This window comes from Streptomyces sp. NPDC058001, assembly GCF_042886315.1.
Taxonomy (GTDB): Bacteria; Actinomycetota; Actinomycetes; order Streptomycetales; family Streptomycetaceae; genus Streptomyces.
In genome coordinates this window covers 392,306-405,431 of the sequence record NZ_JBHVQT010000004.1, presented here as the reverse complement: position 1 = coordinate 405,431, position 13,126 = coordinate 392,306, and the positions used below count along the sequence as shown (strand labels likewise).

9 protein-coding genes and 1 pseudogene are annotated in these 13,126 nt (G+C 73.0%); all 10 read left to right on the top strand.

All coding sequences use genetic code 11. From position 1 onward, the window contains the following. Positions 1–241: 241 nt before the first annotated feature. The 10 genes and pseudogenes from ACFVT5_RS11600 to ACFVT5_RS11555 all read left to right on the top strand — a co-directional run bounded on the left by ACFVT5_RS11600 (position 242) and on the right by ACFVT5_RS11555 (position 13,123). On the top strand, positions 242–1,276 hold the full coding sequence (locus ACFVT5_RS11600) for a DMT family transporter (RefSeq protein ID WP_389884583.1): 1,035 nt from the start codon (positions 242–244) through the stop codon (positions 1,274–1,276). Positions 1,277–1,567: 291 nt separating this feature from the next. Next, a pseudogene (locus ACFVT5_RS11595) lies at positions 1,568–2,332 on the top strand (TIGR03084 family metal-binding protein); the annotation flags it as partial. Positions 2,333–2,508: 176 nt separating this feature from the next. Next, entirely contained in the window at positions 2,509–4,278 is a 1,770-nt protein-coding gene (locus ACFVT5_RS11590) for an acyclic terpene utilization AtuA family protein (RefSeq protein WP_389884581.1), read from the top strand. After that, positions 4,275–5,873 (top strand): acyl-CoA carboxylase subunit beta, encoded by a 1,599-nt coding sequence (locus ACFVT5_RS11585; protein ID WP_389884578.1) that lies wholly within the window; start codon positions 4,275–4,277, stop codon positions 5,871–5,873. Before ACFVT5_RS11590 ends, ACFVT5_RS11585 begins: the two co-directional genes overlap by 4 nt. An 11-nt stretch (positions 5,874–5,884) precedes the next feature. Continuing rightward, positions 5,885–7,771, top strand: coding sequence for an acetyl/propionyl/methylcrotonyl-CoA carboxylase subunit alpha (locus ACFVT5_RS11580; protein WP_389884575.1), 1,887 nt, complete (start codon positions 5,885–5,887; stop codon positions 7,769–7,771). Next, positions 7,768–8,934 carry an acyl-CoA dehydrogenase family protein gene (locus ACFVT5_RS11575; RefSeq protein WP_389884572.1) on the top strand — a complete coding sequence of 389 codons (1,167 nt, stop codon included), beginning with the start codon at positions 7,768–7,770 and terminating at the stop codon, positions 8,932–8,934. Before ACFVT5_RS11580 ends, ACFVT5_RS11575 begins: the two co-directional genes overlap by 4 nt. 34 nt (positions 8,935–8,968) lie before the next feature. Continuing rightward, the gene (locus ACFVT5_RS11570) at positions 8,969–10,534 is read left to right on the top strand and encodes a 4-coumarate--CoA ligase family protein (protein ID WP_389885269.1); all 1,566 of its coding nucleotides are present in this window, start codon (positions 8,969–8,971) and stop codon (positions 10,532–10,534) included. After that, complete coding sequence (locus ACFVT5_RS11565) at positions 10,531–11,265, top strand: enoyl-CoA hydratase family protein (RefSeq protein ID WP_389884569.1); 735 nt, start codon at positions 10,531–10,533, stop codon at positions 11,263–11,265. Before ACFVT5_RS11570 ends, ACFVT5_RS11565 begins: the two co-directional genes overlap by 4 nt. Beyond that, positions 11,253–11,876, top strand: a complete 624-nt coding sequence (locus ACFVT5_RS11560; protein WP_389884566.1) for a TetR/AcrR family transcriptional regulator — start codon at positions 11,253–11,255, stop codon at positions 11,874–11,876. Before ACFVT5_RS11565 ends, ACFVT5_RS11560 begins: the two co-directional genes overlap by 13 nt. Before the next feature lie 215 nt (positions 11,877–12,091). After that, positions 12,092–13,123 carry an isopenicillin N synthase family dioxygenase gene (locus ACFVT5_RS11555; RefSeq protein ID WP_389884564.1) on the top strand — a complete coding sequence of 344 codons (1,032 nt, stop codon included), beginning with the start codon at positions 12,092–12,094 and terminating at the stop codon, positions 13,121–13,123. The last annotated feature ends 3 nt before the right edge of the window (positions 13,124–13,126 follow it).

The window sequence follows — 13,126 nt, the reverse complement described above, 5'->3', positions numbered from 1 at the left end:
TGGCGCTTAGCGTGAGGTATGCGCGCGGTGACGGGAGCGCGGCACGCGAGGGGTGCGCGTGAGGTGGGCGTGAGGGTGCGCGCGAGGGTGTGCGTGAGGTTCGGCACTCCGGGGGCGTACAGCAGCTAATTGGGTTCACAGTCCTGGTGTGGTCCATTACCGTGGACTGATGAGTTCAGTGTGATGGACCGTTCGATCGTGGCCTGTCCATCGCGCGTCATCTCGTTCTGGAAGGACACCCGTGAACGTCCCGTCCGCCGACCGGTCGGCAACCCCGGCCCCCGTCCCGGCCTCCGCTGTCGTCGCACAGCCCGAGGCCGTCGCCGCGCTCCCCGCGCGCGGGCGACCCGGCGGTACGGACAACGGACCCGGCGGCGGAACAGGTGCCGGCAAGGGTCGGCTGCGCGCCCTCGGTCCCGTCGGACTCGTCCTCGCGGGCGGCGTCTCCGTGCAGTTCGGCGCCGCCCTCGCCGTCAGCCTGATGCCCCGCGCGGGCGCGCTGGGCGTTGTCACGCTGCGCCTGTTCTTCGCCGCACTCGTACTCGTCGTTGTCTGCCGGCCCAAACTGCGGGGGCACTCGCGCGCGGACTGGGGCACCGTCCTCGCCTTCGGCGCCGTGATGGCCGCCATGAACGGGCTCTTCTACCAGTCCGTGGCCCGTATCCCGATCGGCACGGCCGTCACCCTGGAAGTGCTCGGCCCGCTCGCCCTCTCCGTGATCACCTCGCGCCGCCTGGTCAACCTGGTCTGGGCGGGCCTCGCGCTGGCCGGTGTCTTCCTGCTCGGCGGCGGCGACTTCGGCGGCCTCGACCCGGTGGGCGTCGCCTACGCCCTCGGCGCGGGCGGCATGTGGGCCGCGTACATCGTCTTCAGCGCGCGTACGGGACGCCGTTTCCCGCAGGCCGACGGGCTCGCGCTCGCCATGGTCGTCGCGGCCCTCCTGATCCTGCCCTTCGGGCTCGCCGAATCCGCCGCGAAGATGACCGTCCCGAGCACCCTCGCGCTCGCCGCCGCCGTCGCCGTCCTGTCCTCCGTACTGCCGTACACCCTCGAACTCCTCGCCCTGCGACGGATGCCCGCACCCACGTTCGCCGTTCTGATGAGCCTGGAACCGGCCATCGCGGCCACCGCCGGATTCCTGGTCCTGAGCCAGGCGCTGTCCGCCTTGCAGGCAGCGGCGATCGCGCTGGTCATCGCGGCAAGCATCGGCGCGATCCGCACCCAGGTGGGCGTCGGACGCTCCAAGTCGTCCCCACGGGAACGCTCCGTCGACTGATGCGAGCAGTGTTGTCGGCCAACTGACGCGACCAATACCGGTCGGCGGCGCGGAGATTAATGCAAGCATGCTTGCTTGTTTCTTCGCCCGCTGCCATGCTCCGGGGCACATCACCGTGCCCCGAGGGAGCGCAGCGTGTCCGACCCGTCGTCCGTGCCGCCCGATGCCTCGTCGCCCGTAGGTCCCGAAACCGCGTCCGCCGAACCTGCTGATCCCCCCGATCGCGCCGATCCGTCCGGGCCACCGGGGTCCGCCGAGAGCCCCGCACCCCGCGCCGACGTCACGGCGCCCGTGATCGATGATCTACGTGCCGAGGCGCTGGACCTCGACCGGATCGTCGCGGGGCTGCCTGAGGGCCGCTGGAGGGCCGCGACGCCCGCGCCGGGCTGGACGGTCGCCCATCAGATCGCGCATCTCGCCTGGACCGACCGCTCGGCGCTGCTCGCCGTAACCGATCACGCCGCCTTCGCCGCGCTGGTCGAACGGGCCGTCGCCGCGCCCGACCGGTTCGTCGACGAGGGCGCCGAGCGGGGCGCCGCGCTGCCGCCCGCCGAGCTGCTCGACACCTGGCGCACGGGCCGCGACGCCCTCGAACGCGCCCTGCGCGACGCCCCGTCGGGCACCCGCTTCCCCTGGTACGGCCCGCCGATGTCGGCCGCGTCGATGGCCACCGGGCGGCTGATGGAGACCTGGGCGCACGGCCAGGACGTCGCCGACGCGCTCGGCGTGACCCGGGTCCCGGGCGACCGGCTGCGGCACGTCGCCCGGATCGGCGTCCGCGCGCGGGACTTCGCCTACGCGGTACGGGGCCTGGACGCGCCCGCCGACGCGTTCCGCGTCGAACTCACCGCCCCGTCAGGGGAGATCTGGGCGTACGGCCCCGAGGACGCCGCCCAGCGCGTCACCGGGCCCGCCCTGGACTTCTGCCTGCTGGTCACCCAGCGGGCCCACCGCGCGGACCTCGCGGTACGGGCCGATGGCGCCGACGCCGACCGGTGGCTGGACATCGCCCAGGCGTTCGCGGGGCCACCGGGCGCGGGGCGCGCGGCCAAGGGGGCGGTGGGTGAGGGCGGCGACAAGGGCGGCGGAATGGGCGTCGGCGAGGGCGGAACCAGCGGAGAAGCCACCGACAAAGGCGTCACCGACAAAGGCGTCACCGACAAAGGTGCCACCGACAAAGGCGTCACCCGCAGCCATGAGTCCAAGGGCGCCACAGGCGAGGAGGCCGGCCGATGACGGCCCCGGTCACGTCGGCTCCCCGCCCCCGCCCCCTCCGCATCGGCAACGCCTCCGGCTTCTACGGCGACCGCTTCGACGCCCTGCGCGAGATGCTCACCGGCGGTGAACTCGACGTCCTCACCGGGGACTACCTCGCCGAACTCACCCTGCTCATCCTCGGCCGCGACCGGCTGCGCGACCCGGACACCGGGTACGCGAAGACGTTCCTGCGCCAACTGGAGGACTGTCTGGGGCTCGCGCACGAGCGGGGCGTACGGATCGTCACCAACGCGGGCGGCCTCAACCCGGCAGCGCTCGCCGACCGGATCCGTGCCCTGGCCGACCGGCTCGGTATCCCCACGCGCGTGGCGCATGTCGAGGGCGACGACCTCCTCGCGCGCGGGGGCTGGGGCGAGGGCGTCCTCACCGCCCACGCCTACCTCGGCGGCGCCGGCATCACCGCGTGCCTGCGCGCGGGCGCCGACATTGTCGTCACCGGACGCGTCACCGACGCCGCGCTCGTCACCGGACCCGCCGCCGCGCACTTCGGCTGGGAACCCGGGGATCCCGACTACCACGACCGGCTCGCGGGCGCCGTGGTCGCCGGGCACGTCCTGGAGTGCGGCACCCAGGCCACCGGCGGCAACTACGCCTTCTTCACTGCACACGCCCCGCGCGCGATGCGCCGCCCCGGCTTCCCACTCGCCGAGATTTACGAGGACGGCTCCTGCGTCATCACCAAGCACGACGGCACCGGAGGCGTCGTGGACGTCGGCACGGTCACCGCGCAGCTCCTGTACGAGACGTCGGGCCCCCGGTACCTGGGACCCGACGTGACCGCGCGCCTGGACACCGTGTGGCTCACCCAGGAGGGCCCCGACCGGGTCCGCGTCCACGGGGTGCGCGGCGAGGCACCCCCGGCCACGCTCAAGGTCGGCCTCAACCGGCTCGGCGGCTGGCGCGGCGAGATCGTGTTCGTACTCACCGGGCTCGACATCGACGCCAAGGCCCACTTGGTCCGCGCGCAGATGGAGGACGCCTTCGACGCCGCCAAGTCCCGCCCCGCGCACGTGCGGTGGGAACTGGCCCGCACCGATCACGCCGACGCCGACACCGAGGAGACCGCGAGCGCCCTGCTGCGTCTCGTCGCGCGCGACGCCGACCAGGACACCGTGGGCCGCCGCCTCGGCGCGGCGGCGGTCGAGCTGGCCCTCGCCTCGTACCCCGGCTTCCACGTCACGGCCCCACCGGACAAGGGCACGCCGTACGGGGTCTTCGACGCGGCCCGGGTCGAGCAGGCCGCCGTCGAGCACGTCGCCGTACTGCCGGACGGGCGGCGCCAAGTGATCGCGGCACCCAGCCGGGTCACGGCCCCCGTTCCCGTACCACCGCGGGAGCCTCAGGAAGCCCCTGAGCGGGCCCGGGAGTTGCCCGAGCCGCTGCCTACCGGGCCGACCCGCCGGGCGGCCCTGGGGCGCGTCGTGGGGGCCCGCAGCGGCGACAAGGGCGGGGACGCCAACATCGGCGTCTGGGCGCGCGACGAGGACGCCTGGCGCTGGCTCGCGCACACCCTCACCGTCGACCGGCTGCGCGCACTCCTCCCGGAGACCGCGGGGCTGACCGTCGTACGCCATGTCCTGCCGAACCTGCGCGCGCTCAACTTCGTCGTCGAGGGAATCCTCGGCGAGGGAGTCGCCGCCCGGCACCGCTTCGATCCGCAGGCGAAGGGCCTGGCCGAGTGGCTGCGCGCCCGCCACCTGGACATACCGGAGGTACTCCTGTGACCGTCCTGGCCTCGGCCCTCGACACCGCGGGGCCCGACTTCGCGGATGCCCGTGACGTGATGATCGGCAAGCTCGCCGACCTGGACGCCGAGCACGCCAAGGCGCTTGCGGGCGGCGGTGAGAAGTACGTCGGGCGCCACCGGGGGCGCGGCAAGCTCCTCGCGCGCGAGCGTGTGGAGTTGCTGCTCGACCCGGACACGCCGTTCCTTGAGTTGTCGCCGCTCGCCGCCTGGGGGAGCGAGTACGCGGTCGGCGCCTCGCTGGTCACCGGGATCGGCGTGGTCGAGGGCGTGGAGTGCCTCATCACCGCGAACGACCCGACCGTGCGCGGGGGTGCCAGCAACCCGTGGAGCCTGAAGAAGGCCCTGCGCGCGAACGAGATCGCGCACGCCAACCGGCTGCCCTGCGTCAGCCTGGTCGAGTCCGGCGGCGCCGATCTGCCGTCGCAGAAGGAGATCTTCATCCCCGGCGGCGCGATCTTCCGCGATCTCACGCGTCTTTCGGCCGCCGGGATCCCGACGATCGCGGTCGTCTTCGGGAACTCGACCGCGGGCGGCGCGTACATCCCCGGGATGTCCGACCACGTGATCATGGTCGAGGAGCGGTCCAAGGTGTTCCTCGGCGGGCCGCCGCTGGTGAAGATGGCCACCGGCGAGGAGAGCGACGACGAGTCCCTGGGCGGCGCCGGGATGCACGCGCGCGTGTCGGGCCTCGCGGACTACCTCGCGCACGACGAGCGGGACGCGATCCGGCAGGCCCGCAGGGTCGTCGCCCGGCTCAACCACCGCAAGGCGCACCCCGATCCGGGCCCGGCCGCACCGCCGACGTACGACCCGGAGGAACTGCTGGGGATCGTGCCGGGTGACCTCAAGGTGCCGTTCGACCCGCGTGAGGTCATCGCGCGCGTGGTCGACGGCTCCGACTTCGACGAGTTCAAGCCGCTGTACGGGCCGAGCCTGTGCACCGGCTGGGCCGCCCTGCACGGCTATCCGGTCGGCATCCTCGCCAACGCGCGCGGGGTGCTGTTCAGCGAGGAGTCGCAGAAGGCGGCGCAGTTCATCCAGCTCGCCAACCAGCGCGACATCCCGCTGCTCTTCCTGCACAACACCACCGGCTACATGGTCGGCAAGGAGTACGAACAGGGCGGCATCATCAAGCACGGCTCGATGATGATCAACGCGGTGTCCAACTCGCGCGTGCCGCACCTCAGCGTCCTCATGGGCGCCTCCTACGGTGCCGGCCACTACGGCATGTGCGGGCGCGCGTACGACCCCCGCTTCCTGTTCGCCTGGCCCGGCGCGAAGTCCGCCGTGATGGGCCCTCAGCAGCTCGCCGGCGTCCTGTCGATCGTGGCCCGGCAGTCGGCCGCCGCGAAGGGGCTTCCGTACGACGAGGAGGCCGACGCGGCGCTGCGCGCGATGGTCGAGCAGCAGATCGAGTCGGAGTCCCTGCCGATGTTCCTGTCCGGGCGGCTGTACGACGACGGTGTCATCGACCCGCGTGACACCCGGACCGTCCTGGGCCTGTGCCTGTCCGCGATCCACACGGCACCCTACGAGGGCGCGCGTGGTGGCTTCGGCGTCTTCCGGATGTGAGGCGTTCCCTGATGATCACTTCTCTGCTCGTGGCCAACCGGGGCGAGATCGCCTGCCGGATCTTCCGTACCTGCGCGGCGGCGGGCATCCGTACCGTCGCCGTCCACTCGGACGCCGACGAGAGCGCCCTCCACGCGCGCGTGGCCGATGTCGCCGTACGCCTTCCGGGGTTCGCCCCGGCGGACACGTATCTGCGCGGCGACCTGATCGTGAAGGCCGCGCTCGCGGCGGGCGCCGACGCCGTCCACCCCGGGTACGGGTTCCTGTCCGAGAACGCGGACTTCGCGCGCGCGGTCACCGACGCGGGTCTCGTCTGGATCGGGCCGCCGCCCGGGGCGATCGAGGCGATGGCGTCCAAGACGCGCGCGAAGGAGCTGATGGGCCTCGCGCCGCTGACCGAGGTCACCGAGGACGATCTGCCGGTCCTGGTGAAGGCGGCGGCGGGCGGCGGCGGACGCGGGATGCGGATCGTGCGCGAACTCGCCTTCCTGGACGACGCGTTGGCCTCCGCGCGCGCGGAGGCTCTGAGCGCCTTCGGCGACGGCGAGGTCTTCGTCGAGCCGTACGTCGAGGGCGGTCGGCACGTCGAGGTGCAGATCCTCGCCGACGGGCACGGCACCGTCTGGCCGCTCGGCACCCGCGACTGCACCCTTCAGCGCCGTCACCAGAAGGTCGTCGAGGAGGCCCCGGCGCCCGGCCTGGGGCAGGGGCTCACGGACGAGCTGTACGGGACGGCGGTACGGGCCGCCCGCGCGACCGGCTACCGGGGCGCGGGCACCGTCGAGTTCCTCGTCGTCGGCGACCGGGCGCACTTCCTGGAGATGAACACCCGCCTCCAGGTGGAACACCCCGTCACGGAGGCCGTGTTCGGGATCGACCTGGTCGCCCTCCAGATCCGGATCGCGGAGGGCGAGCCGCTGGCGAAGGACCCGCCGCGCGCGCGGGGGCACGCGATCGAGGCCCGCCTGTACGCGGAGGACCCGGCCCGGGACTGGGCCCCGCAGACCGGCACCCTGCACCGCCTCGCCGTACCGGACGGCATGCGTCTCGACACCGGTTACACCGACGGCGACACCATCGGCGTGCACTACGACCCGATGCTCGCCAAGGTCATCGCGTACGCCCCCACGCGCGCGGAGGCCATCCGCGCACTCGCCGGCGCCCTGGACCGGGCCCTGATCCACGGCCCGGTCACCAACCGCGATCTGCTCGTACGGTCGCTGCGGCACCCGGAGTTCACCGGCGCGGGCATGGACACCGGCTTCTACGACCGGCACCTCGCCGCCCTGACGGCACCGGACCCGGATCCGTGGGCGCCGCTCGCCGCCGCGCTCGCCCAGGCCGGGGGACGGTCCCGGTTCGGCGGCTGGCGCAACCTTCACTCGCAGCCGCAGACCCGCGCCTACCGCACCGACGCGGACGGCACCGAGCACGAGGTGCGCTACCGGCACACCCGCGAGGGCCTGGCCGCGGACGGCGTCCAGGTGGTGCGGGCCGCCGCGGACCTGGTGGTCCTCGACATCGACGGTGTGCGGCGCACGTTCCACGTCGCCGTGTACGGGGACCGTGTCCACGTCGGGAACACCGCCCTGACCGCCCTGCCCCGCTTCCCCGACCCCACCGCCCGGCGCGCCCCCGGCTCACTCGTCGCGCCGATGCCCGGCACCGTCGTGCGTGTCGCCGAAGGGCTGGCCGAGGGCGCCCGTGTACGGGCCGGAGAGGCTCTGCTGTGGCTGGAGGCGATGAAGATGGAGCACAAGGTCGTCGCGCCCGTCTCCGGCACGCTCACGGCCCTGCACGCCGCCCCGGGGCGCCAGGTCGAGGTCGGCGCCCTGCTCGCCGTCGTCCACGCGGACGACGAAGTCACCCTCGCGGAACCGGAGGAACAGCCCGTATGAGCACCGTCATCGAGACCGAAGAGCAGAAGGCGCTGCGCGCCGCCGTCGCCGCGCTCGGCAAGCGCTACGGCCGCGCGTACTTCACGTCCGTCGTGCAGGCCGGCGGGCACCCCGACGAACTGTGGTCGGAGGCCGCGAAACTCGGCTACCTCGGCGTCAACCTGCCCGAGGAGTACGGCGGCGGAGGCGGCGGCATCACGGAACTCTGCCTCGTCCTGGAGGAGTTGGGGGCCGCCGGAAGCCCGCTGCTGATGATGGTGGTGTCGCCCGCGATCTGCGGCACCGTCATAGCCCGCTTCGGCACCGACGCGCAGAAGCACGCGTGGCTGCCCGGCCTCGCCGACGGCACCCGCGCCATGGCCTTCGGCATCACGGAACCCGACGCGGGCTCCAACTCGCACCGCATCACCACCACCGCGCGCAGGGACCCCACCACCGGAGAGTGGCTGCTGACCGGCCGCAAGGTGTTCGTCTCCGGCGTCGACATCGCCGACGCGACGCTGATCGTCGGCCGCACCGAGGACGCCCGTACGGGGAGCCTCAAGCCGTGCCTGTTCATCGTCCCGCGCGACGCGGACGGTTTCCGGCGGCGGCAGATCGACATGGAACTCCAGGCCCCGGAGAAGCAGTTCGAACTCGTCCTGGACGACGTGCGGCTGCCCGCCGACGCCCTGGTCGGCGACGAGGACGCGGGACTGCTCCAGCTTTTCGCGGGCCTCAACCCGGAGCGCATCATGACGGCGGCCTTCGCGCTCGGCATGGGCAGGTACGCCCTCGCGCGTGCCGTCGACTACGCCAAGGAACGCAGCGTCTGGAAGACCCCCATAGGCGCCCACCAGGCCCTCGCGCACCCCCTCGCCCAGGCGCACATCGAGCTGGAACTGGCCCGCCTGATGATGCAGAAGGCCGCCCGGCTCTACGACGACGGCGACGACGTCGGCGCCGGTGAGGCCGCCAACATGGCCAAGTACGCGGCGGCCGAGGCGTGTGTGAAGGCCGTCGACCAGGCCGTGCACACACTCGGCGGGAACGGCCTCACGCGCGAGTTCGGGCTCGCGTCGCTCGTCACCGCCGCGCGCGTGGCCCGTATCGCACCGGTCAGCCGGGAAATGATCCTCAACTACGTGTCCCACCAGACCCTCGGACTGCCCAAGTCGTACTGACCCTGTCGTCGCCCGGCCCTGAGGAGAACTCATGGTGTTCCACAGCGAGTACGCCGATGTCCCGGCCGTCGAGGAGCCCATCCACGAGGCCGTCCTCAAAGGCGCCGCCGGGTTCGGTGACGCGCCCGCCCTGATCGACGGCGTGGACGGCACCACACTGTCGTACGGGACGCTCGACACGTTCCACCGCCGGCTGTCCGCCGCGCTCGCCGAAGCGGGCGTCCGCAAGGGCGACGTACTGGCACTGCACAGCCCCAACACGCTCGCCTTCCCCGCCGTGTTCTACGCGGCCACGCGCGCGGGGGCGTCGGTCTCACCGGTGCACCCGCTCGCGACGGCCGGGGAGTTCGCCAAGCAGCTCAGCGACTGCGGCGCGCGCTGGATCGTCACCGTGTCGCCGCTGATGCCCACCGCGCGCGAAGCCGCCGAACGCGCGGGCGGCATACGGGAGATCTTCGTGTGCGACCGTGCGGAAGGGCACCGGTCCGTCCTGGACATGCTCGGGTCGACCGCGCCGGAACCCGACGTGACCATCGACCCGGTGACCGACGTGGCGGCGCTGCCGTACTCGTCGGGCACCACCGGCGTCCCCAAAGGCGTGATGCTCACGCACCGGTCCATCGCGACCAACCTCGCGCAGTTGGCGCCCCTGATGCCGATGGGACCGGGCGACCGCATCCTCGCGGTGCTGCCGTTCTTCCACATCTACGGCCTGACCGCCCTGATGAACGCGCCCCTACGCCAAGGCGCCACCGTCGTCGTGCTGCCCCGCTTCGACCTGGACACCTTCCTCGGCGCGATCGAGAAACACCGCATCACCGGTCTGTACGTGGCCCCGCCGATCGTCCTCGCGCTCGCCAAGCACCCCGCCGTCGCGCGCTACGACCTGTCGTCCCTGAGCTACGTCATCAGCGCCGCCGCACCCCTCGACGCCCGGCTCGCCCAGGCGTGTTCACGCCGCCTCGGCCTGCCCCCGGTCGGCCAGGCGTACGGCATGACGGAACTGTCGCCCGGCACCCATGTCACACCCCTGGACGCCGTCGACGCGCCGCCCGGTGCCGTCGGCAAGCTCATCCCGAGCACCGAGATGCGCGTCCTGTCCCTCGACGACCCCGCGCGCGACGCGGAGCCCGGCGCGCAGGGCGAGATCGCGTTCCGCGGCCCCCAGGTCATGAAGGGCTATCTGGGCCGCCCCGACGCCACCGACGCGATGATCGACGCGGACGGCTGGCTGCGCACCGGAGACATCGGCCGGGTGGACGCCGACGGCTGGCTGTTCGTGGTCGACCGCGTGAAGGAACTCATCAAGTACAAGGGCTTCCAGGTCGCCCCCGCCGAACTGGAGGCCCTGCTGCTCACCCACGAGGGCATCGCCGACGCGGCCGTTATCGGCGTCTACGACGACGACACCAACGAGGTCCCCAAGGCGTACGTCGTCCGGCAGCCGACCGCGCACGGGCTCACCGAGGACGACGTCATGGCGTATGTCTCCGCGCGCGTGGCCCCGTACAAGAAGGTGCGGCGGGTGGAGTTCATCGACGGGGTGCCGCGCGCGGCCTCCGGGAAGATCCTGCGCCGGGAACTGCGGGAGCGGGCGTGACGTTGATCCTGACGAACCATGAGCGCGGTGTGCGGTCGCTCGCCCTGAACCGCCCCGACCGTCGCAACGCCCTGTCGGCGCCCCTCGTCCGGGCCCTCGCCGCCGCCCTGGACGAGGCGGTCGCCGACGGAGGCGTACGCGCGGTCGTGCTCACCCACACCGGGAACACCTTCAGCGCGGGCGCCGACCTGAAGGAGCCGCCGGACCCGGAGGCGTTCGTCGGCCTGCTCCGGCAGATCGTGGAGCTGCCCAAGCCGGTCGTCGCGCGCGTGACGGGTCATGTCCGCGCGGGCGGTCTCGGCCTGCTCGGCGCCTGCGACATCGCGGCGTCGGGCCCGGCCGCGACCTTCGCGTTCACGGAGGTGCGGATCGGTGTCGCGCCCGCCGTGATCTCGCTGCCGCTGCTGCCACGCGTCGACCCGCGCGCGGCGGCCCGCTACTACCTGACGGGCGAGCGTTTCGACGCGGCCGAGGCCGCCCGGATCGGGTTGCTCACCCTGACCGGCGACGATGTCGACGCGGCACTCGCACCCGTACTGGGGGGGCTGCGCAAGGCGTCGCCCGGCGCCCTCGCGGAGTCCAAGAAACTGCTCACGGCTAAGGTACGAGACACCTTCGACCGCGACGCGCGGGCCCTCACGGAGCTGTCCGCGCGCCTCTTCGCATCGGCCGACGCCCGCGAGGGGATGACGGCCTTCCTCGAACGACGGGATCCCGCATGGGCGTGGTGACACCACCGAAGCAGGACCGCAGCCGGGTCACCCGGCAGCGGCTGCTCGAAGCCGCCGTGGGGTGCCTCGCCGAACACGGCTGGGCGGGCTCCACGGTGTCCGTCGTCGCCGAGCGCGCCGGTGTCTCGCGGGGCGCGGCCCAGCACCACTTCCCGACCCGTGAGGACCTGTTCACGGCGGCCGTCGAGTACGTAGCCCAGGAGCGCTCCACCGCGCTGCGCGCTCTGTTCCCGGAGCGATCCGGCACCGGCACCAGCACTGGTCCCGGGCGGGGCGCCGGCGACCGCCGTGCCGTCGTCGTCGCGCTCGTCGACCTGTACACCGGGCCGCTGTTCCGGGCCGCGCTGCACCTGTGGGTGGCCGCGTCCGACGAGGACCAGTTGCGGGCCCGCGTCACCGAACTGGAGGCGCACGTCGGCCGTGAGACCCACCGGATCGCCGTGGACCTGCTGGGCGCCGACGAGTCCGTCCCCGGCACCCGGGAGACCGTCCAGGGCTTCCTGGACATGGCCCGCGGCCTCGGCCTCGCCAACCTTCTCACGGACGACGCGGCCCGCAGGGAACGGGTCGTCGCCCAGTGGGCGGCCATCCTGGACCGGACCCTCGCCTGACCCCCCGGACCGGACCCTCGCCCGACCCTTACCGAGCCCAGTACGCTGGCCGCATGCTCACCCTGGTACGCCGCCGCCACGTGGACTACGTCCGCGTCACGAGCACGGGCTGTCGACGCTCCGTCTGACCCCGGCCACCTCACCAGCTCGGCACCCGCGCCCCGCCGCCACCCCCGGCACGCGCGCGGGCACCCGTACACCCCACGGACACAGCCATGACGTACTCCTCGGCGCACCCGTCGCCGTACCAGCAGCTCCCCATCATCGATCTCTCCGCCGCCGACCGGGGCCCGCAGGCGCGCGGCCTGCTGCACGCCCAACTGCACAACGCGGCGCACGGCGTCGGCTTCTTCCAACTCGTCGGGCACGGCGTCACGGACGCCGAGACCACCGCGCTGACCACCGCCATGCGCCGCTTCTTCGCGCTCCCGGCGGCCGACCGGCACGCCCTCGACATCCTCAACTCGCCGCACTTCCGCGGCTACACCCGCACCGGCGACGAACAGACCGGCGGCGCCCGCGACTGGCGCGACCAGCTCGACATCGGCGCCGAACGGCCCGCCCGCACCCCGGCCCCCGGCGAACCTGCGTACTGGTGGCTCCAGGGCCCCAACCAGTGGCCCGCCGCGCTGCCCGAACTGCGCACGGCCGCGCTCACCTGGATCGAACGACTCAGCCAAGTCGCCGACCGGCTGCTGCGCGAACTGCTCACCGCGATCGGCGCCCCGCCCGGCTTCTACGACCCGGCCTTCGGCGACGGCGCCCATCCGCAGCTCAAGCTGGTGCGCTATCCGGGCAGCGCGGGCGACGGCGCGGACCAGGGCGTCGGCGCGCACAAGGACTACGGTTTCCTGACGCTGCTCCTCCAGGACACGGTCGGCGGGCTCCAGGTGATGCGTGAGGACGGCGCCTTCCACGACGTGCCGCCGCTGCCGGGCGCCTTTGTCGTCAACCTCGGCGAACTCCTCGAAGTCGCCACCGACGGCTATCTGCTCGCCACCAACCACCGCGTCGTCAGCCCGCCGGGCGGCACGGAGCGGTTCTCGGTGCCGTACTTCCACAACCCGCGCCTGGACGCGCGCGTGGCGCCCCTGCCGTTCCCCTACGCGGACACGGCGCCCGGCGTCACCGACGACCCGGCCAACCCGCTGCACGCGGTGTACGGCCTCAACGTGCTGAAGGGAAAGCTCCGCGCCCATCCGCAGGTCGCCGCCCGCCACCACGCGCAGCTACTGACCCCGGCCTGAGCA

Coding starts and splice junctions, on each gene's coding strand:
- ACFVT5_RS11590 (WP_389884581.1), top strand. CDS start 2,509: ATGACGGCCCCGGTCACGTCGGCTCCCCGCCCCCGCCCCCTCCGCATC.
- ACFVT5_RS11580 (WP_389884575.1), top strand. CDS start 5,885: ATGATCACTTCTCTGCTCGTGGCCAACCGGGGCGAGATCGCCTGCCGG.
- ACFVT5_RS11575 (WP_389884572.1), top strand. CDS start 7,768: ATGAGCACCGTCATCGAGACCGAAGAGCAGAAGGCGCTGCGCGCCGCC.
- ACFVT5_RS11560 (WP_389884566.1), top strand. CDS start 11,253: ATGGGCGTGGTGACACCACCGAAGCAGGACCGCAGCCGGGTCACCCGG.
- ACFVT5_RS11555 (WP_389884564.1), top strand. CDS start 12,092: ATGACGTACTCCTCGGCGCACCCGTCGCCGTACCAGCAGCTCCCCATC.